This is a genomic window from Streptomyces sp. NPDC006655 (genome assembly GCF_040703965.1).
GTDB lineage: Bacteria > Actinomycetota > Actinomycetes > Streptomycetales > Streptomycetaceae > Streptomyces.
This window is the reverse complement of record NZ_JBEYJU010000050.1, coordinates 46,158-63,510: the sequence shown is the minus strand read 5'-3', so window position 1 is coordinate 63,510 and position 17,353 is coordinate 46,158. Positions and strand designations below refer to the sequence as shown.

Below are 17,353 nucleotides of genomic sequence, written 5' to 3'. Positions count from 1 at the left end.
CGCGGCTTCTGCTGCGGCGCCGGTGGAGCGCGGATGTGGATGGAGGAGCGGATCGGCAAGCGCATCAACAACGAGCGCGTCGACGAAGCCCTCTCTCTCAACCCCGACATCATCTCGACGGCTTGCCCGTTCTGCCTCGTCATGCTCACCGACTCCGTCAACGGCAAGAAGGCTGCGGCCGAAAGCGGCTCCGCCGCGGGCGGCACGGCCAAGGAGTCCATCCAGGTGGTGGACGTCGCCCAGCTGCTCCTCGACTCGGTCAGGACCCCGGTCCCCGACGACGAGCCCCCGGCGGGCGGGACGCAGACGGAGAGCGAGCCGGAGAGCGAGCCGGTGGAGTAACCCAGACCGCGCAGCCTGCACCCCTCGTCTTGCCGTACAGGACAGGGGGCGCAGGCATTCTTCCCGTCACACCCGCTTCAGGAGAGGTCGATTTATACCTTCCCCGGTGCCGTGGACGCCGCGGTGAACGCCTTCTGGACGTCCTCCAAGGCGTCGTAACCGTCGCTGATCACCGCGCCGAGCCGGGACGGCTCCGGGCTTCCAGGGCGCGAACGGTCTGCGCGAACAACAGGCCCCGCGAGCCAACCCCGATCACCAGACAGCTCTGGCCCGCGGCGCTGCCCGAGCGCCGCGTTGCCGCCCGCGCCACGGTCGCCGGCTCCACACAGACCAGGTCCTCGGGCGCCAGATGCGACTCTGGCGACCGGGGGTTGACCGAACAAGGCTCTGACCAGCCTCTTTACAGAAGCTCTTCCGCCTGACAGAAGCCGCCTTGCCGAGCCCGTACAAGCCTCACGACCCTGTTTCCAACCACGGCACGCGGGGCGACGGAGCCCCGCCGACAGGGACGGGAACTGCCATGCCGCACATCACCGCTTTCGCCAGGAACCAGTGGTACGTCGCCGCCTACAGTCACGAGGTGGGGCGGGATTTGTTCGGGCGGACGATCCTCGGGGAGCCGCTCGTGTTCTACCGGGCCGAGGAGGACGGCGCGCCGGTCGCCCTCAGCGACCGCTGTGTGCACCGGCGCTACCCGCTGTCGGAGAGCGGGCTGGACGGGGACCGGATCGTGTGCGGGTACCACGGGTTCACCTACGACCGCACCGGTGCGTGCGTGTACGTGCCGGGACAGAAGCGCATCCCGCGCACCGCCCGGGTCGCCTCCTACCCCGTGGTCGAGCAGGACTCGCTGGTGTGGGTGTGGATCGGCGACCCCCAGCTCGCCGACGCGGCCGCCATCCCGCGCGCCCGTCACCTCGACTCCCCCGGCTGGACGACCGTCCGCGGCATGGAACCCATCGACGCCGACTACGGCCTGCTCGTCGACAACCTCCTCGACCTCTCCCACGAGACCTATCTGCACGGCGGTTACATAGGCACCCCCGAGGTCGCCGAGACACCGATCACCACCGAGGTCGACGAGGGGGCCGGGGTCGTACGGGTCAGTCGGCACATGGACGACGCCGAGTGCCCGCCGTTCTACGCCCGTTCGACCGGGATCGAGGGCCGGATCACGCGCTGGCAGGACATCGAGTACCACGCGCCGTGCCTGTACCTGCTGCACAGCCGGATCGCGCCGGCCGGCGTGGTGCCGGAGGCCGACGGCAGCGACCCGAACGGCTTCCACACCGAGATCACCTACGCGATCACCCCGTCCGCGGACGGCAAGGTGTACGACTTCTGGATGGTCTCCCGGGACTGGGCGACCGACGACGCCGAGGTCACCGAGTTCCTGCGCGGCAACAACCACACGGTGGTCATGCAGGACGTGGACGCCCTCAACCTCCTGCAACGGACGCTGGGTTCGGAGCGCGCCGGCTACCAGGAGCTGAGCATCAACATCGACACCGGCGGCCTCGCCGCCCGCCGCATCCTCGCCCGGCTGGTCGAGGAGGGCGACAAGCCCGTGGAGAAGGTCCTGTGAGCACGCCGACCGGTGAGGTCTACCGCATCGACTGGCTGCCGGGCACCGACGTGCTGCACGGCACCTGTCACTGCGGAGCCGAGCACACCGCCCAGGACCCGGTCGAGATGTGGGAGTGGATGCTCGGCCACCCCGAAGGACACCAGCCCCCGGAGCGCACCGCATGAGCCTGTACGAAGCCGAACTCGTCGTCAGCGCCAGGGAGTCGGCGGCGGACGGGGTCGTCGCCCTCACCCTTCGGCACCCGGCCGGCGAGGACCTTCCCGGCTGGGAGCCGGGAGCCCATCTCGACGTGGTGCTCGGGCCGGACCTGGAGCGGCAGTTCTCGCTCTGCGGTGATCCGGGTGACCGTACCGGGTGGCGGATCGCGGTCCTGCGGGAGCCGGACGGGCGGGGTGGATCCGCCTTCGTCCACGAGCAGGTGGGCGTCGGCGACAAGGTGCGGGTGCGCGGGCCCCGCAACCACTTCCGGCTGGAGCCGGCGCCCCGCTACCGGTTCGTCGCGGGGGGCATCGGCATCACCCCGATCCTGCCGATGCTGGCCGCCGCCGAGGCCGCGGGCGCCGAGTGGACGCTGCTGTACGGCGGCCGGACACGTAAGTCCATGGCCTTCACCGTTGAGTTGGCCCGGTACGGCGACACCCGGGTGACCGTCGCCCCGCAGGACGAGACCGGACTGCTGGACCTCTGCGCGGTGCTGGACGACGTCCCGGAAGGCACCCTCGTGTACTGCTGCGGTCCCGGGCCGTTGCTGGACGCGGTGGAGGAGCGCTGCCCGGCCGGTGTGCTGCGGGTCGAGCGGTTCCGGCCGAAGGAGCAGGAGGCGGCTGAGGAGCGGGAGTTCGAGGTCGTCCTCGCGCAGAGCGGTCGTACCGTGACCGTCGTGCCGGGCGTGTCGGTGCTGGACACCGTCCGGGCCGCCGGTGTCGAGGTGCTCTTCTCCTGCACCGAGGGCACCTGCGGCACCTGCGAGACGGATGTCCTCGAAGGCACCCCCGACCACCGGGACTCGGTGCTCACCGAGCAGGAGCGGGCGGCCGGGGAGACCATGCTGATCTGTGTCTCGCGGTGCCGGGGGGAGCGCCTGGTGCTCGACCTGTGACACCGCGGCCCACAGCGGGTGGCCCCGCGCTCGGCCGGACTGCGGACCCCTGTGTGCGGGCAGGTCCGGGCGGCCGGGCACGGGGTTGCCGGGGCGGCGGTCACGGGGTCAGGTAGGCCTCCACCTCACTGAACTGGCCTGCCGGCCAACCGTTGTTGGCGGTGACGGTGAGCCGCAGCCAGCGCAGGCTGGTGGTGCTGGGCAGGGGTACGGTGACGGTGTTGCCGGTGGCCGGGTCGAAGCGGTAGCCCGTGGAGCCCACCACGGTCGAGTAGTTCGACCCGTCGGTGCTGCCCAGCACGGTGACGGTCTGGGTCCGGGCGGCCCAGGCGGAGGACGGCGGCAGCTTCAGCACCAGCCGCCGGGCGGCGTAGGAGGAGCCGAGGTCGACGGTGAGCGACTGGGGGAAGGCGTTGTTGGTGGACTCCCAGTAGCTGTTCGCGTCGCCGTCGACCGCCTTGCCGGGGGTGTAGACGTCCTGCGAGCCGGTGGCGGTCGCCGGGCGCCCCTTGGCGAGGTTGCGGTTCGGGTCCGGGTCGGGGTTGCCCTGCCCGGGCGTCGGCCAGCTGGAGCAGTCCGACCAGGTACTGGACCAGCCCGAGTTGCCACCGCCGTCGGTGAGCGCGAAGGAGCCGGAGTTCGCCGGGTAGGGGCAGTTGTAGATGCCGGCCGCGCCGACGCCGGTGGCCGTGACGTCGCGGAAAGTCGCCGCGCCCTGGGCCTCGGCCTGGACCACCACCGTACCGGTGTTACGGACGGTCGCCCCGGCCACGGTGACGTTCCGGACCGGATACCCCTGCCCGCCGCCGGAGACGAACTCGAAGGCGCTGTAAGGGCTGTCGGTGATCGTGGTGTTGGTGATGTCGACGGTGGCGTTGATGGCGCTGTCGTACGAGTCGACGCGCAGCGCACCCATCGGGTGGTTCCAGTTGGGGTTCATCGCGCCTGTGCGCACCAGCGTGTTGCCGTCGACCGTGATGGTGCCGGACAGCGGCGAGAACGGGTCGAGGAACTTCTGGTTGGAGATGGCGATACCGCTGCCGAGGGCGTTGGTGTCGGAGATCAGGTTGTTCTTCACCGAGATGTCGGTGCCGCCGTAGATCGCGATGCCGTTGGCCAGGTTCGGCTGGGAGATCGTGTTGTTCGTGAAGCTCGAGTTGGTGTCGGCCGAGTTCAGCGACCACATGGCGAGGGAGTCGTCGCCCTGGTTGCGCAGGAAGTTGTTGCGGACCTGGACACCGTGGGCGTTGCCGTTGAGGTTGAGGCCGTCGGCGGTGGTGTCGAGGATGCGGTTGTTCTCGACGACGAGGTTGTCGTTGTTGCCGGTCAGCCAGAACCCGCACTTGAGGTGCTGGATCCACATGCCGGACACCGAACTGTTCGGCCCGAGGGACCCGTTGACGAAGTTGTCCGGGTTGGAGTCGACGCGTTCGGTGACCTCGCCGAACACCGCGAAGTCCTTGATGTGGACGTTTCCGGAGGAGCTCGACTGGTCGATGAACCGTGAGGTGTGCACCACCGAGTACCAGCTGCCCGCGCCCTGCAGGGTCACGTTCTGTACGCCGCCGAGGGAGGACGTCAGCCGGTAGTCGCCCGGCGGGATCCACACCGTGCCGCCCTGGGCGGCGGAGATGGCGTCCCGGAATGCCTGGGTGGAGTCGCCGTTGCCGCTGGGGTCGGCGCCCTTGGAGACCACGGAGACCGACCCGGCGGGCTGTGCGGCGGCCCCGGCCACCTGCTCGAAGTCGGCCACGTCGACGGTGACCTGGGTGCCGGTGGACTCGAACGCGACCTTGTCGCCCGCCTGGATGCTCTGGCCGAGCGACAGCCGGGCGTCGTCGAAGAAGTGGTGCTGTCTGGCACCGGCGATCCAGCCGGTGTCGATGTAGGAGTACGTGGAGGTGACGGCGAGGGTCTTCGCCAGCTTGACCCCGTTGACGTACACGTTCAGGGTGCCGGACTGGCCGTCGGGGACGCTGTAGGAGACGTTCACGGCGTTGGACGCCCGCGGTGCGGTGAACTCGACCCGCTGCCCGGCGGTCAGCCGCACGGCCTGGCGTCCGGAAGCCTCGGAGGCGAGGGTGCCCTGGGTGTAGTCCGGGCCGATCCTGGTGCCGGTGGTGGTCGCCGACTCCGCTTCGACCGAGGTGAAGGGGAGGCTCGCGCCCGCGGCCGCGTGGGCGGCGGGCGCGACGGCGACGAGCAGGCCGGCGGAGAGCGCCACGGCGGTCGCCAGTGCTGGCATGCTCCTGACAGATCTGACATCGCTGCTGTGCATGTGCTGATCCCTTTCTGGTGGGGGTGCGCGGGGATAGCGAGGTGCGGGGGGGGCAGTGGGTGCGGGAACGGCGGGTGCGGGGAACGGCGGAATGCGCGGGCAGGCGGTGCGCGCGGGCGGCGGCTCAGCTCCGCAGCCAGGCCGCCGCGTCCTGCGGAAGACGACCCTGGTCGTCCAACGGGTCGCTGATCAGCAGCAGTTGGTGGTGGTCAGGGAGTTCGAAGGGGGCGGCGGCGAGGTTGACCACGCAGGTCGTGCCCTCGGCACGGCTGAAGGCGAGGACGCCCTCGGGAGCGGGCAGCCAGGTCAGCGGGCCGTCACCGAAGTGCGGGCGGAGGGCGATGGCACGGCGGTAGAGAGCGAGCATGGAGGCGGGATCGTCCTGCTGGCGGTCGACGGCGTACGACGCCCAGCCGGCCGGCTGCGGCAGCCACGGCTCCTCGCGGGAGCCGAAGCCCGCGTTCGGCTCCCCGGCCGCCCAGGGCAGCGGCACCCGGCAGCCGTCCCGGCCGGGATCGGTGCCGCCGGAGCGGAAGTACATCGGATCCTGGATGCGGTCCACCGGGATCTCGGCCTCCGGCAGCCCCAGCTCCTCTCCCTGGTAGACGTAGACCGCACCGGGCAGGGCCAGCGAGAGCAGGGCGGCGGCGCGGGCCCGGCGGGTTCCCAGGGCGAGGTCCGTGGGGGTGCCGAAGGCCTTGGCCGCGAAGTCGAACGCGGTGTCCTCGCGACCGTACCGGGTGGCCGTGCGGGTCACGTCGTGGTTGCACAGCACCCAGGTCGCGGGGGCGCCGACGGGCGCGTGTTCGGCGAGCGTGGTGTCGATCGACGCGCGCAGCCGGGCCGCGTCCCAGGGGCAGGACAGGAAGGAGAAGTTGAAGGCGGTGTGCAGTTCGTCGGGGCGCAGGTAGCGGGCGAAGCGTTCGGCGTCGGGGAGCCAGACCTCGCCGACGAAGACCCCGTCGTAGGCGTCGGCGACCGCGCGCCAGGAGCGGTAGACGTCGTGGAGTTCGTCGCGGTCGACGAAGGGGTGCGGCCGCGGGTGGGTGGAAAGGTCCGGCAGGTCCGGGTCCTTGGCGAGCAGGGCCGCCGAGTCGATGCGGACGCCCGCGACACCGCGCTCGAACCAGAAGCGCAGGATGTCCTCGTGCTCCTGGCGGACGGCCGGGTGGGCCCAGTTCAGGTCGGGCTGTTCGGGGGTGAAGAGGTGCAGGTACCACTCGCCGTCCGACAGCCGGGTCCACACCGGTTCGGTGGAACCGACGAACTGCGACGGCCAGTCGTTGGGCGGTAGGTCGCCGTCCGGGCCGCGGCCGGGCCGGAAGTGGAACAGTTCGCGCTCGGGACTCCCCGGCCCGGCGGTCAGCGCCGCCCGGAACCAGGGATGCTGGTCGGAGACGTGGTTGGGGACGATGTCGACGATCGTCCGGATACCCAGCTCCCTGGCTTCCGCGATGAGTTTCTCGGCCTCGGCGAGGGTGCCGAAGGCCGGGTCGATGGCCCGGTAGTCGGCGACGTCGTATCCGCCGTCCTTCATGGGTGACGGGTACCAGGGGCTGAACCACAGTGCGTCCACGCCGAGTTCGGCGAGGTACGGCAGCTTCGCGCGGACGCCCGCGAGGTCGCCGGTGCCGTCGCCGTCGCCGTCGGCGAAGCTGCGGACGTACACCTGGTAGATGACGGCGGAACGCCACCAGTCGTGGTCCTCGTGGTCCTCGTGTTCCTCGTGGTCCTTCGGGGCGTGGCTGGGCTGTCCCACTGGGCGAACCTTTCTGTCGGAGGAAGGGCCGTCAGCCCTTGGTGCCGCCCGCGCTGATCCCGGCGATGACGTGCCGCTGGAAGACGAGGAAGAGCGCGACCATCGGGATGCTGGCGATCACCATCGCGGCGATGAGCACGGTGAGCTGGATGTTCTGCGACAGCTGGACCAGGGCCACGCTGATGGGCTGCTTGTCGGTGTCGGAGAAGACCATCAGCGGCCACAGGAAGTCCTGCCAGACCCCGACCAGGGCGAAGATCGAGACGACCCCGAGCACCGGCCGGGACATCGGCAGCACGACCGACCACAGGACCCGCAGCTTTCCGGCGCCGTCGATCTCGGCGGCCTCCAGCACGTCCCGCGGCAGCTGGTCGAAGAACCGCTTCAGCAGGTAGAGGTTGAAGGCGTTGGCGACGGCCGGGAGCCAGATGCCGAGCGGGTCGTTCAGCAGACTGGTGTGGATGAGGGGGAGGTCGGCGACGGTCAGGTACTTGGGTACGACCAGGGCCTGGGCCGGGACCATCAGGGTGGCCAGGATGCCGCCGAGGATCACCTTCCCGAACGCCGGTCCCAGCCTGGACAGGGCGTAGGCGGCGGCCGTGCAGAACACCAGCTGGAAGGCCCAGGCACCGGCGGCCTGCACCACCGTGTTCCACAGGTGTTCCGGGAGCTGCATCAGGTCCCAGGCGTCGGTGTAGGCGGACAGGTGCCAGTGCCTGGGGACCAGGGTGGGCGGGGTCCGGGCGATCTCGTCCGGGGATTTCGCCGCGCCGGTCACCATCCAGTACACGGGGAACAGGAAGGCGAGCGCGAAGAGCAGGACGACGGCGGTGAAGACGCTCCAGTAGACGGCCTTCCCGCGCGGGCGGGCCAGGGTCGCCGGGGAGATCAGGGTGCGGGTCGCGCCGCTCATCCGTCCTCCCCGGAGCGGGTCAGCCGCAGGTAGCCGGCCGAGAAGACGCCGAGCAGCACCAGGAGCATCACGCTGAGCGCGCAGGCGCCGCCGAAGTCGTTGTAGAGGAAGGCGTACTTGTAGATCAGGTAGAGCACGGTGACGGTGGCGTTCTCCGGGCCGCCCCCGGTGATGACGAACGGTTCGGTGAACACCTGCATGGTCGCGATGATCTGAAGGAGCATCAGCATCAGGATGACGAAGCGGGTCCCCGGGACGGTCACGTGCCGGACGCGCTGGAGGAGGTTCGCGCCGTCGAGTTCGGCGGCCTCGTACAGTTCGCCGGGGATGGACTGGAGTGCGGCGAGGTAGATCAGCACGGTGCCGCCCATGTTGGCCCAGGTGGCCACGATCACCAGGGAGACGAGCGCGGTGCCGGTGCCGTTGGTCCAGTTCGAGGTGGGCAGGTGCAGGAAGCGCAGGGTCTCGTTGGCGAGTCCGGCCCCGGGGTCGTAGAACCACTTCCACAGCAGGGCGCTGACCACCGGCGGGATCATCACCGGGAGGTAGACGACGATCCGGAAGAACGCCTTGGCGTGCCGGAGTTCGTTGAGGACCAGGGCGAGGACGAACGGGATCGCGAAGCCGATCAGCAGGGCCAGCAGCGTGAAGGCGAGGGTGTTGCGCCAGGCCGCCGAGAACTCGGGGTCGTGCAGGACCCGGGTGAAGTTGGCGGTGCCGACCCATGTGGGGGCCGAGCCCGGGGTGTACTTCTGGAAGGAGATCACGACCGCGCGGATCGCCGGGTACCAGGAGAACAGGGCGAAGCAGAGCAGTCCGCCGAGCAGGAAGCCGTAGGCGCGGGCCTGGTCGGCGAGGCGGCGCCGCCTCCGCTCCCCCGCCGGGGGCGGCGCCGGGACCCGTCGGGCGGCGACCGCCGCCGGGGCGGGTGGTCGTGCGGCCGTCTTCGTCATGGCGGTCAGCCCCGGGCCAGGATGCCGTCGATCTTGTCGTCGGCGTCCTTGAGGAGTTGGTCGATGTCGGCGTCCTTCCTGGTGAGGACGGCGGAGACGGTGCTGTCGAGGACGGAGTAGATCTGCTGGGCGTCCGGCGGCTCGATCTTCATCCGGAGGGTCTGGTTGCCGTCCAGGAACGCCTGGTAGTTCTGCACCGGGACGTTGGCGTTGGCCTTCTTGACCTGCTGGTCCTTGGCGTCGGCGGCGCCGGTGAACAGGCGCGGCTCGGGCAGGCCGACCGGTGCGTCGTGCTTCCTGGCGCGGGCGTAGTCGCCGAGGAAGCCGTCTCCGGGGGTGAGGAACATGGAGTCGAGCCACTTCAGTCCGGCGCGGATCTGGGCCGGGCTGTCCTTCTTGCTGAACATGTAGCCGTCGCCGCCGATGAGCGTGCCCTTGCCGCCGGGCATCGGGCCGAGGGCCAGGTCCTTGTAGTTGCCGCCCTTCTCCTTGACCAGGATCGGGATGTTGTCCGGGGCGGAGAGGTACATGCCGAGCCTGCCCGAACCCATCATCTGCTGGACGTCGTTGATGACGAGCAGCTGCTTGCTGCCCATCGAGTCGTCGGTCCAGCGCATGTCGTGCAGGTTCTGGAGGACCGCGTGGCCCTCGGGGGTGTCGACGGTCGCCTTCTTGCCGTCGGCGGAGACGACGTCGCCGCCCTGGGAGTACAGCTCGGCGGTGAAGTGCCAGCCGCCCTGGTTCTGCGCGCTGTAGTCGGCGTACCCGACGGTCCCGTTGCCGAGCGCGGCGATCTTCCTGGCGTCGGCGCGGACCTCCTCCCAGGTGGCGGGCGGCTTGTCCGGGTCGAGGCCGGCCTGCCGGAAGAGCTTGCGGTTGTAGATCAGGCCCATCGAGTAGCCGGTGCGCGGGATGCCGTAGACCCTGCCGTCGACGGTGTAGATGTCGCGCAGCTGCTTCTGGATGGTGCCGTAGCTCTTCAGGTCCTTGAGGTACGGGGTGAGGTCGGCCGCCTGGTGGATGTCCACGACGTGCCTGGCGTCGGTGAAGTACGTGTAGAAGACGTCCTCCATCTGGCCGCCGGCGAGCTTGGCGTCGAAGGTCTTCGGGTCCTGGCAGGGGAACGCGTCGTGCGCGACGACGTCGATGTCCGGGTGCTGCTTCTCGAAGGCGGCGATGTCCTGCTCGAAGAACGACCGGTCGACCTTGGCGCTCTTCGGCGGTTCGCAGTTGACGGTGATCCGCGTCCTGCCGCTCGCCGTGTCGTCACCGCCCGACCCGCAGGCCGCGGCGGAGAGCGCGAGTGAGGAACAGACGCCGATCGCGACGAGAGCACGACGGTACCCGGTGCTGGACATCGGTGGACCCCCAGAGCAGGAGCGGTGGCGCCGCACCGGATCCGGTGGGCGCCGCACACTCAAGCACCGGGGTCACTGCTCCGCAAGATGTCGCGCAGAATCTGTAATTATTCGACAGGTGGTCGGATCTCAGGGACGAGGTGCTTGCGCGGTGGAACCGCGCACCACCAGCTCCGGCTCGAAGAGCAGCTCGTCTGGCGCTACGACAGTGCCGTTGACCTGGGCGTTCAGCAGCTCCACGGCCGCCCTGCCCATGGCCTCGATCGGCTGCCGGACGGTGGTGAGCGGGGGCTCGGTGCAGTTCATGAACGCCGAGTCGTCGTAGCCCACGACCGAGACCTGCGCCGGGACGCCCAGACCCCGGCGGCGGGCCGCCCTGATCGCCCCGAGCGCGAGCGGGTCGCTGGCGCAGATGATCCCGGTGACCCCCTGGTCGATCAGGCGGGTGGCGGCCGCGTGGCCGCCCTCGATCGAGAACATGGCCCGGGCGACGTGCGCCTCCGGGAGGTCCCCCACGGCCTGCGCGGCGGCCAGCTTGCGGGCCGACGGAATGTGGTCGGCGGGCCCGAGGACGAGACCGATGCGCTCATGGCCGAGCGAGGCGAGGTGACGCCAGGCCTGTTCCACCGCCACCGCGTCGTCGCAGGACACGGCGGGGAACCCGAGGTGTTCGATGGCCGCGTTGACGAGCACCACCGGGATGTTGCGGTCGGCGAGCTGCCGGTAGTGGTCGTGCGGCGCGTCGGCCTGGGCGTACAGCCCGCCGGCGAACACCACGCCGGACACCTGCTGTTGCAGCAGCAGTTCCACGTAGTCCGCCTCGGACACCCCGCCCTTGGTCTGGGTGCAGAGCACCGGGGTGAGCCCGAGCTGGGCCAGTGCGCCGCCGATGACCTCGGCGAACGCGGGGAAGATGGGGTTCTGGAGCTCGGGCAGGACCAGACCGACGAGGCGGGCGCGTTCACCGCGCAGCTGGGTGGGGCGCTCGTAGCCGAGGACGTCCAGGGCGGAGAGCACCGCCTGGCGGGTGGCCTCCGAGACCCCGGGCTTGCCGTTGAGCACGCGGCTGACCGTGGCCTCGCTTACCCCGACCTTCTTGGCCACTTCCGCAAGTCGTCGCGTCATGTGCGCAAGAGTAGCGCAATTGACGCAAGCCGTTTGCGTAGCTCGGGAAGGGGCTGCCGGGAGCGCGTCAGACGCGGCTGCCGGTCGCCGTGTCCGACGACAGCCTCTGGGCGAGGTAGATCGGGACGACCGACAGCAGGACCAGCACCGCCGCCACCACGTTCACCACCGGGGCCTGTTGCGGACGGGTCATGTTGTCGAAGATCCACAGCGGCAGGGTCTGCACCCCGGGGCCCGCGGTGAACGTCGTCACGACGATCTCGTCGAAGGAGAGCGCGAAGGCGAGCAGCCCGCCGGCCAGCAGCGCCGAGCGCACCAGCGGGAAAGTGACGTCGACGAAGGCGCGGAAGGTGTGGGCCCCCAGGTCGGCGGCGGCCTCCTCGTAGCTGCCGGAGGTGCGGCGCAGCCGGGCGACCACGTTGTTGAAGACGATCACGACGCAGAAGGTGGCGTGTCCGACGACGACGGTGAACAGGCCGAGCCCCACGCCGAGCGGCTCGAGAACCGTGCTGAACGCCGAGTTGAGGGCGATCCCGGTGACGATGCCGGGCAGCGCGATCGGCAGGACGACCACGAAGGAGAGGGCGTCGCGGCCGAAGAAGCGGTACCGGGCCACCGCGAACGCGACGAGCGTGCCGAGCACCAGGGCGATCGCGGTGGCGCCGAGCCCCGCCTTCACCGAGGTCCACAGCGCCTCGCGGGCCCCGGAGCTGTGCCAGGCGGCCGACCACCAGCGGGTGGTCAGGCCGGACGGCGGCCAGCTCGCGCTGCGGTCGGGGCTGAGGGAGTTCACCAGGACCAGCAGCAGCGGGACGTAGATCACGGCGAAGCCGAGGGCGGCGGCGACGCGCAGGGCGGCACGGGCGGACCGGGAGAGTCGCATGGGAGGTGTCCCCCGTCGTCAGAGGCTGCTCAGCGCGCCCGTACGCCGCATCGCCAGCAGGTACAGCACGATGACGACGACCGGGACGGTGGCGAGCGCGGCGGCCATGGGCAGGTTGAGTTCGATGTCGGCGTAGACGAGGTTGCCGATGAGCTGGGTCTTGCCGCCGACGATCCCCACGGTGATGTAGTCGCCGAGGCTGAGCGAGAAGGTGAACACCGACCCGGCGGCGACGGACGGCAGCACCATCGGCAGGACCACCGACCGGAAGGTCCGCCCGGCTCGGGCACCCAGGTCCGCGGACGCGTCCAGCAGGTCGTCGGGCACCCGCTCGAGGGCGGTGTGGATCGGCAGGATCATGTACGGCAGCCACAGGTACGTCAGGGTGACCACGGTGGCCGGCAGGCCGAAGCCGGGGCCGTTCAGCCCGAACGGCCTCAGCAGCCAGTCGGCGAGGCCGCCCTCGGACAGGATCAACCGCCAGGCGTACACCTTGACCAGGTAACTCGCCCAGAGAGGGGTGAGGATGGCGACCACGAGGAGCGGGCGCCGGCTGGGCCTGGCGACCCGGGCGGTGTAGAAGGCGACGGGGAAGGCGATCACCGCGCACAGGGCGGTCACCGCGAGGGCGACGCCGACGCTGCGCAGGATCACCTGCCGGAACACGGGGGTGGTGACCAGTTCGTGGAAGTTGTCGGCCGACCAGACCTTGACGACCTGCGAGGTGAAGGAGTCCGTCGTCCAGAAGGCGGAGACGAACAGCACGGCCAGCGAGCCGAGGTAGAGCACGGCCAGCCACAGCAGCGGGGCGGTCAGCAGCAGCGCGAGGCGGAGCCGGGGGCGCCGGTGCAGCGCCCCCGCGGTCCGGGTGAGCACGGTCATGGCTCAGCCCTTGATCTCGGTCCAGGCCTGCACCCACTTGGCGTACGGCACGCACGTGACGTCGGTGCGGCCGTCCAGGCACTGCTCGATGGGGGTGTTCCAGAACGCGATGTTCTTCCAGTAGCTCTCGTCCGCCGCGTGGTAGGTCGCGCAGAAGTTCCTGTCGCTGGTCAGGTCGCAGGCCTTGGCGTTGGCCGGGGCCTCGCCGAAGTACTCGGCGACCTCGGCGTTGACCTTCGGGGAGACGATCCAGTTCAACCATTTGTAGGCGCAGTTGGGGTGCTTGGCCTTGGCGGAGACCATCCAGGTGTCGGACCAGCCGGTGGAACCCTCCTTGGGTACGAAGGCCTTCACCTTGGCGCCCTCGCCGGCGGCCAGGTTGGCGATGACCTGCCAGCTGGTGCCGATGACGGAGTCGCCGCTCTTGAAGGCGGAGATCTCCTTGAGGTAGTCGCTCCAGTACTCGCCGATGTCCGCGTTCTGCTTCTTCAGCAGGGCCACGGCGGCGTCGAACTGCTTCTGGTCGAGGGCATAGGGGTCCTTGATCTTCAACTCGGGCTTCGTGGCCTTGAGATACAGGGCCGCGTCCGCGATGTAGATCGGCGAGTCGTAGGCGGTGACATGGCCCTTGTACGTCCCGGCGTCGTCGAAGACCGCGGCCCAGGACGTGGGCGCGGGGCTGACCTTCTGGGTGTTGTACATCAGGAGGTTGGCGCCGCGGCCGTGCGGGATGCCGTACATCTGGCCCTTGACCGAGTTCCAGGCGCCGTTCTTCAGACCGCTGAAGACGTCCTTGTAGTTCGGTACGAGCTTGGTGTTGACCGGGGCCGCGTCCCCGGAGGCGATCAGGCGCAGCGAGGCGTCCCCGGAGGCGGAGACGGCGTCGTACTCGCCGGTCTTCATCAGTTTGACCATCTCGTCGGAGCTGGCCGCGACCTTGGAGTGGACCTGGCAGCCCGTCTGCTTCTCGAAGTCGGTGACCCAGTCCACCTTGGGGTCGTCGGAACCGTCCTCGACATAGCCGGCCCAGGCGATCAGGTTCACCTCGCCCTCGGACGTGCCGAGTGCGGCGGGCGGCTTGAGGTCGGGCGGGTCGAAACCGTTCGCGGAGCCGCCGGAACCGGAGGACCCGCAGGCGGTGGCTGCCAGCAGCAGCGCGACGGCCGCGGCCGAGGTGAGGGGACGAGGAAGGCGCACGACGCACTCCAGACGTGGGGGACGGCGGATCCTGACGTGAGGGACGGCGGGTCAGTCGGGGACGCGGACGCTGTGCCGGCGCTGCCAGCGCAGCCGGACGCGGGTGCCTCGGTAGGCGGCGACGTCCTCGGCGGAGGTGTCGAGGTTCTGCTGGAGCGCGGTGAGCCGGCCGCCGCCGTCCAGGTCGACCAGGAGGCGGGTGGCGTCACCGAGGTAGACCACGTCGGCGACGGTGCCCAGCGCGGTGGCGTGTCCTTCCTCGTCCGGGTCGGCGGTCTCCCCGAGGACCCGGATCTTCTCCGGCCGGACGCTGTGGGTGCCGCTCTCCCCGAGCACCCGCAGGGCGGTGTCCCCGGTGAGCAGGTTGGAGGTGCCGACGAAGGAGGCGACGAACGCGGTGGCGGGGCGTTCGTAGATCTCGGCCGGCGTGCCGACCTGCTCGATGCGGCCCTGGTGGAAGACGGCGACGCGGTCGCTCATCGTCAGGGCCTCCTCCTGGTCGTGGGTGACGAAGACGAAGGTGATGCCGACCTCGCGTTGCAGGGCCTTGAGTTCGGTCTGCATCTGCTCGCGGAGTTTCAGGTCCAGGGCGCCGAGCGGCTCGTCCAGGAGCAGCACGCGGGGACGTCCGACGAGGGCGCGGGCGAGGGCGACGCGCTGGCGCTGGCCGCCGGAGAGCTGGGCGGGGCGGCGGCCGCCGAAGCCGTCCAGGCGGACCTCGGCGAGGGCCTTGCGGGCGCGGACCAGGCGTTCGGCCTTGGGGATGCCGCGGACCTTGAGGGAGTAGGCGACGTTCTGCTCGACGGTCATGTGCGGGAACAGGGCGTAGTCCTGGAAGACCGTGTGCACGTCCCGTTCGAAGGGGGCGCGGCCGGTGACGTCCTGTCCGGCCAGTTCGATCACTCCGGAGGTGGGGGGCTCGAAGCCGGCGATCATGCGCAGGACGGTCGTCTTGCCTGAGCCGGACGGGCCGAGCATCGAGAAGAACTCGCCGTCGCGGATCTCCAGGTCGACCCCGGCGACGGCGCTCGTGTCGCCGAACGTCTTCCGCAGATCCCGCAACCGGATCGCACTGCCCCCCATGGCGGGAACCTTCCTGCCGTCCTTCTGCGTTGACCCTGGCGAACGGAAAGATATGAAGTCATAGTTCAAATCTCAAGACCCCGTCAAGGTAAAGCTTGGGTCAACGCATAGGGTGGTGGGCCGTGAGACAGCAGCGGACCGGCGGCGCCCGAGAGGCCGTCTTCGCCCCCGTGGACGGCGGGGCCCGGGTGCATGCGGTGGTGCGCCGGATAGGAGACGCCATCGACCTGGGCCTGCTCGCCGACGGGGAGCAGCTGCCCGGCGAGACCGAGCTGGCCGGACAGCTCGGGGTGTCCACGGTGACCCTGCGGGAGGCCCTGATGGCGCTGCGCCAGCAGGGTCTGGTCGTCACCCGGCGGGGGCGCGGCGGCGGGAGCTTCGTGTCCTCCCCCGAGACGCCCGACCAGGAACGCCTCAGGGACCGGCTGCGCGACTGGAGCACCGAGGAGCTGCGCGACCTCGGCGACCACTGGGCGGCCCTCTCGGGCACCGCCGGGTACCTCGCCGCCGAGCGCACCGAGGACCACGATCTGGAGCCACTCCGGCGCACCGTCGGGGAGTTGGGCAGGGCGCCGGACGCGCCGGCCCGCGGCCGGCTGTACGGCCGCTTCCACGTCGAGCTGGCGGCCGCCGCCCAGTCGGCCCGGCTGACCCGGGAGCAGGTGGCGCTCCAGACGGAGGTCGGGGCGCTGCTGTGCCTTGTGCTCGGCGACGACGAATATCGTGAAGAGGTGGCGGACCGTCACCGGGACGTGATCTCGGCCGTGCAGGATGGGGCGCACACATCGGCCAGGGAGCTGGCCGAACGGTGCGTACGGGACTCGACGGCACGGCTCATCGCGCTGCGTCTGGCCCGGTAGGCGCACCGCGCCCGCTCCCCCGTCCGCGGGAGGGCACCATGCGCCGCAGCACCGCCCCCTCCGGTCCGGCGCCCGGCACGCTCGACGCCGCCGCGGAGTGCACGGCCGGGGAATGCGCGGCTGCGGACTGCACGGCCGGGGAGTACGCCGCCGGGGACTGCGCTGCTGCGGACTGCACGGCCGGGGAGTACGCCGCCGGGGACTGCGCGATCGGGCAGTGCGCGGCCGAGAGGTACGTGGCCGCGCGGGTCGGCGGTGCCCTGGAAGCGGTGTTCGACGCCGTGGCCCAGACCCGCGCGGACACCGCGGCGCTGCTCGCACGGGTGATCGCCGAGAGCCGCCGGCCCGTGACCGCGGACCTGGCCGCGCTCCGCCCCGGACTCCATCTTCGGCTGGCCCGGCAGGAGTTGGTGTCCGGCGTCGGTTTCGTGGCGGCACCCGGCGTGCTGGCCGACGTGCCGGCCTGGCTGGAGTGGTGGCAGAGCGACGCCGGCGGGGACGTACGTCCGCTGCTCCTCGACCTCGATCCGCGGACCTCGGCGTACTCGGACTACACGCACTGGGACTGGTTCGCCCTGCCCCGGGACACCGGGCGGCGGGCGGTGGCCGGGCCGTACGTCGACTACCTCTGCTCGGACGAGTACAGCCTGACGCTGTCGGCGCCGGTCGAGGTGGCGGGCCGCTTCCTCGGGGTGGCCGCGGCCGACGTGTACCTACGGCACTTCGAGGCGGCCGCGCTGCCCCTGCTGCGGGAGCTGCCGGGACCGGCCCGGCTGGTCAACGCCCGCGGGCGGGTGGCGGCTTCGACGGACCCGGGTCAGCTGGCCGGCGCACTGGCCAAGGGCCCGGACTTCGCGAGCGTACTGACGACCGGCCGGCCGGACACCTTCGGCCGACTGCGTCTGACACCCTGCCGGGGCGTGCCCCTGGTGCTGGCCGTGGACGGGTGGTGAGGGCGGGGCGGGGCACGACTGGCGGGGGCCGTGGTGTGAGGAGTGGGTGTCCGGCCCGGCGCCGTCGGCGACCTGAACGC

Annotated in this window: 16 protein-coding genes; 6 read left to right on the top strand and 10 right to left on the bottom strand. The window is 70.7% G+C overall.

Annotated elements, in window-relative coordinates:
* The 4 genes from AB0958_RS26785 to AB0958_RS26770 all read left to right on the top strand — a co-directional run.
* Positions 1-342: heterodisulfide reductase-related iron-sulfur binding cluster (locus tag AB0958_RS26785; RefSeq protein WP_366893007.1), on the top strand; the 342-nt coding region annotated here is incomplete at its 5' end.
* A 520-nt stretch (positions 343-862) separates the two neighbouring features.
* The gene (locus AB0958_RS26780; protein WP_366893006.1) at positions 863-1,927 is read left to right on the top strand and encodes an aromatic ring-hydroxylating dioxygenase subunit alpha; all 1,065 of its coding nucleotides are present in this window, start codon (positions 863-865) and stop codon (positions 1,925-1,927) included.
* Positions 1,924-2,094 carry a hypothetical protein gene (locus tag AB0958_RS26775; RefSeq protein ID WP_165939260.1) on the top strand — a complete coding sequence of 57 codons (171 nt, stop codon included), beginning with the start codon at positions 1,924-1,926 and terminating at the stop codon, positions 2,092-2,094. The genes AB0958_RS26780 and AB0958_RS26775 overlap by 4 nt, the downstream gene beginning before the upstream one ends.
* Positions 2,091-3,029 (top strand): PDR/VanB family oxidoreductase, encoded by a 939-nt coding sequence (locus AB0958_RS26770; protein WP_366893005.1) that lies wholly within the window; start codon positions 2,091-2,093, stop codon positions 3,027-3,029. Before AB0958_RS26775 ends, AB0958_RS26770 begins: the two co-directional genes overlap by 4 nt.
* A 100-nt stretch (positions 3,030-3,129) precedes the next feature.
* Here AB0958_RS26770 and AB0958_RS26765 read toward each other — a convergent pair whose 3' ends face one another.
* The 10 genes from AB0958_RS26765 to AB0958_RS26720 all read right to left on the bottom strand — a co-directional run bounded on the left by AB0958_RS26765 (position 3,130) and on the right by AB0958_RS26720 (position 15,460).
* The gene (locus tag AB0958_RS26765) at positions 3,130-5,307 is read right to left on the bottom strand and encodes a discoidin domain-containing protein (RefSeq protein WP_366893004.1); all 2,178 of its coding nucleotides are present in this window, start codon (positions 5,305-5,307) and stop codon (positions 3,130-3,132) included.
* Positions 5,308-5,431: 124 nt separating this feature from the next.
* Positions 5,432-7,066, bottom strand: a complete 1,635-nt coding sequence (locus tag AB0958_RS26760) for a glycoside hydrolase family 13 protein (RefSeq protein ID WP_366893003.1) — start codon at positions 7,064-7,066, stop codon at positions 5,432-5,434.
* 31 nt (positions 7,067-7,097) lie between these two features.
* A complete protein-coding gene (locus AB0958_RS26755; protein WP_366893002.1) occupies positions 7,098-7,979 on the bottom strand; it encodes a carbohydrate ABC transporter permease in 882 nt (293 codons plus the stop codon).
* The gene (locus AB0958_RS26750; RefSeq protein WP_366893001.1) at positions 7,976-8,932 is read right to left on the bottom strand and encodes a sugar ABC transporter permease; all 957 of its coding nucleotides are present in this window, start codon (positions 8,930-8,932) and stop codon (positions 7,976-7,978) included. The genes AB0958_RS26755 and AB0958_RS26750 overlap by 4 nt, the downstream gene beginning before the upstream one ends.
* 5 nt (positions 8,933-8,937) lie before the next feature.
* Positions 8,938-10,290, bottom strand: a complete 1,353-nt coding sequence (locus tag AB0958_RS26745) for an extracellular solute-binding protein (RefSeq protein ID WP_366892999.1) — start codon at positions 10,288-10,290, stop codon at positions 8,938-8,940.
* A 129-nt stretch (positions 10,291-10,419) separates the two neighbouring features.
* The gene (locus tag AB0958_RS26740; protein WP_366892998.1) at positions 10,420-11,415 is read right to left on the bottom strand and encodes a LacI family DNA-binding transcriptional regulator; all 996 of its coding nucleotides are present in this window, start codon (positions 11,413-11,415) and stop codon (positions 10,420-10,422) included.
* Positions 11,416-11,482: 67 nt separating this feature from the next.
* Positions 11,483-12,298, bottom strand: coding sequence for an ABC transporter permease (locus tag AB0958_RS26735; protein ID WP_366892997.1), 816 nt, complete (start codon positions 12,296-12,298; stop codon positions 11,483-11,485).
* Between the two features lie 18 nt (positions 12,299-12,316).
* Positions 12,317-13,180, bottom strand: coding sequence for an ABC transporter permease (locus AB0958_RS26730; RefSeq protein ID WP_366892996.1), 864 nt, complete (start codon positions 13,178-13,180; stop codon positions 12,317-12,319).
* A gap of 3 nt (positions 13,181-13,183) precedes the next feature.
* Positions 13,184-14,377, bottom strand: a complete 1,194-nt coding sequence (locus tag AB0958_RS26725) for an ABC transporter substrate-binding protein (protein WP_366892995.1) — start codon at positions 14,375-14,377, stop codon at positions 13,184-13,186.
* A gap of 51 nt (positions 14,378-14,428) precedes the next feature.
* Positions 14,429-15,460: an ABC transporter ATP-binding protein gene (locus AB0958_RS26720; RefSeq protein WP_366892994.1), complete on the bottom strand. Its 1,032-nt coding sequence runs from the start codon at positions 15,458-15,460 to the stop codon at positions 14,429-14,431.
* Between the two features lie 122 nt (positions 15,461-15,582).
* Between AB0958_RS26720 and AB0958_RS26715 the strand changes: the two genes are divergently transcribed.
* Positions 15,583-16,320, top strand: a complete 738-nt coding sequence (locus AB0958_RS26715) for a GntR family transcriptional regulator (RefSeq protein WP_366892993.1) — start codon at positions 15,583-15,585, stop codon at positions 16,318-16,320.
* Positions 16,321-16,358: 38 nt separating this feature from the next.
* Positions 16,359-17,273, top strand: coding sequence for a cache domain-containing protein (locus tag AB0958_RS26710; protein WP_366892992.1), 915 nt, complete (start codon positions 16,359-16,361; stop codon positions 17,271-17,273).
* The last annotated feature ends 80 nt before the right edge of the window (positions 17,274-17,353 follow it).

What these genes read in the sequence shown, in the direction of transcription:
- AB0958_RS26755 (WP_366893002.1), bottom strand. Translation starts at nt 7,979, where the DNA reads ATGAGCGGCGCGACCCGCACCCTGATCTCCCCGGCGACCCTGGCCCGC.
- AB0958_RS26740 (WP_366892998.1), bottom strand. Translation starts at nt 11,415, where the DNA reads ATGACGCGACGACTTGCGGAAGTGGCCAAGAAGGTCGGGGTAAGCGAG.
- AB0958_RS26735 (WP_366892997.1), bottom strand. Translation starts at nt 12,298, where the DNA reads ATGCGACTCTCCCGGTCCGCCCGTGCCGCCCTGCGCGTCGCCGCCGCC.
- AB0958_RS26780 (WP_366893006.1), top strand. Translation starts at nt 863, where the DNA reads ATGCCGCACATCACCGCTTTCGCCAGGAACCAGTGGTACGTCGCCGCC.
- AB0958_RS26750 (WP_366893001.1), bottom strand. Translation starts at nt 8,932, where the DNA reads ATGACGAAGACGGCCGCACGACCACCCGCCCCGGCGGCGGTCGCCGCC.
- AB0958_RS26765 (WP_366893004.1), bottom strand. Translation starts at nt 5,307, where the DNA reads ATGCACAGCAGCGATGTCAGATCTGTCAGGAGCATGCCAGCACTGGCG.
- AB0958_RS26770 (WP_366893005.1), top strand. Translation starts at nt 2,091, where the DNA reads ATGAGCCTGTACGAAGCCGAACTCGTCGTCAGCGCCAGGGAGTCGGCG.
- AB0958_RS26720 (WP_366892994.1), bottom strand. Translation starts at nt 15,460, where the DNA reads ATGGGGGGCAGTGCGATCCGGTTGCGGGATCTGCGGAAGACGTTCGGC.
- AB0958_RS26745 (WP_366892999.1), bottom strand. Translation starts at nt 10,290, where the DNA reads ATGTCCAGCACCGGGTACCGTCGTGCTCTCGTCGCGATCGGCGTCTGT.
- AB0958_RS26710 (WP_366892992.1), top strand. Translation starts at nt 16,359, where the DNA reads ATGCGCCGCAGCACCGCCCCCTCCGGTCCGGCGCCCGGCACGCTCGAC.
- AB0958_RS26730 (WP_366892996.1), bottom strand. Translation starts at nt 13,180, where the DNA reads ATGACCGTGCTCACCCGGACCGCGGGGGCGCTGCACCGGCGCCCCCGG.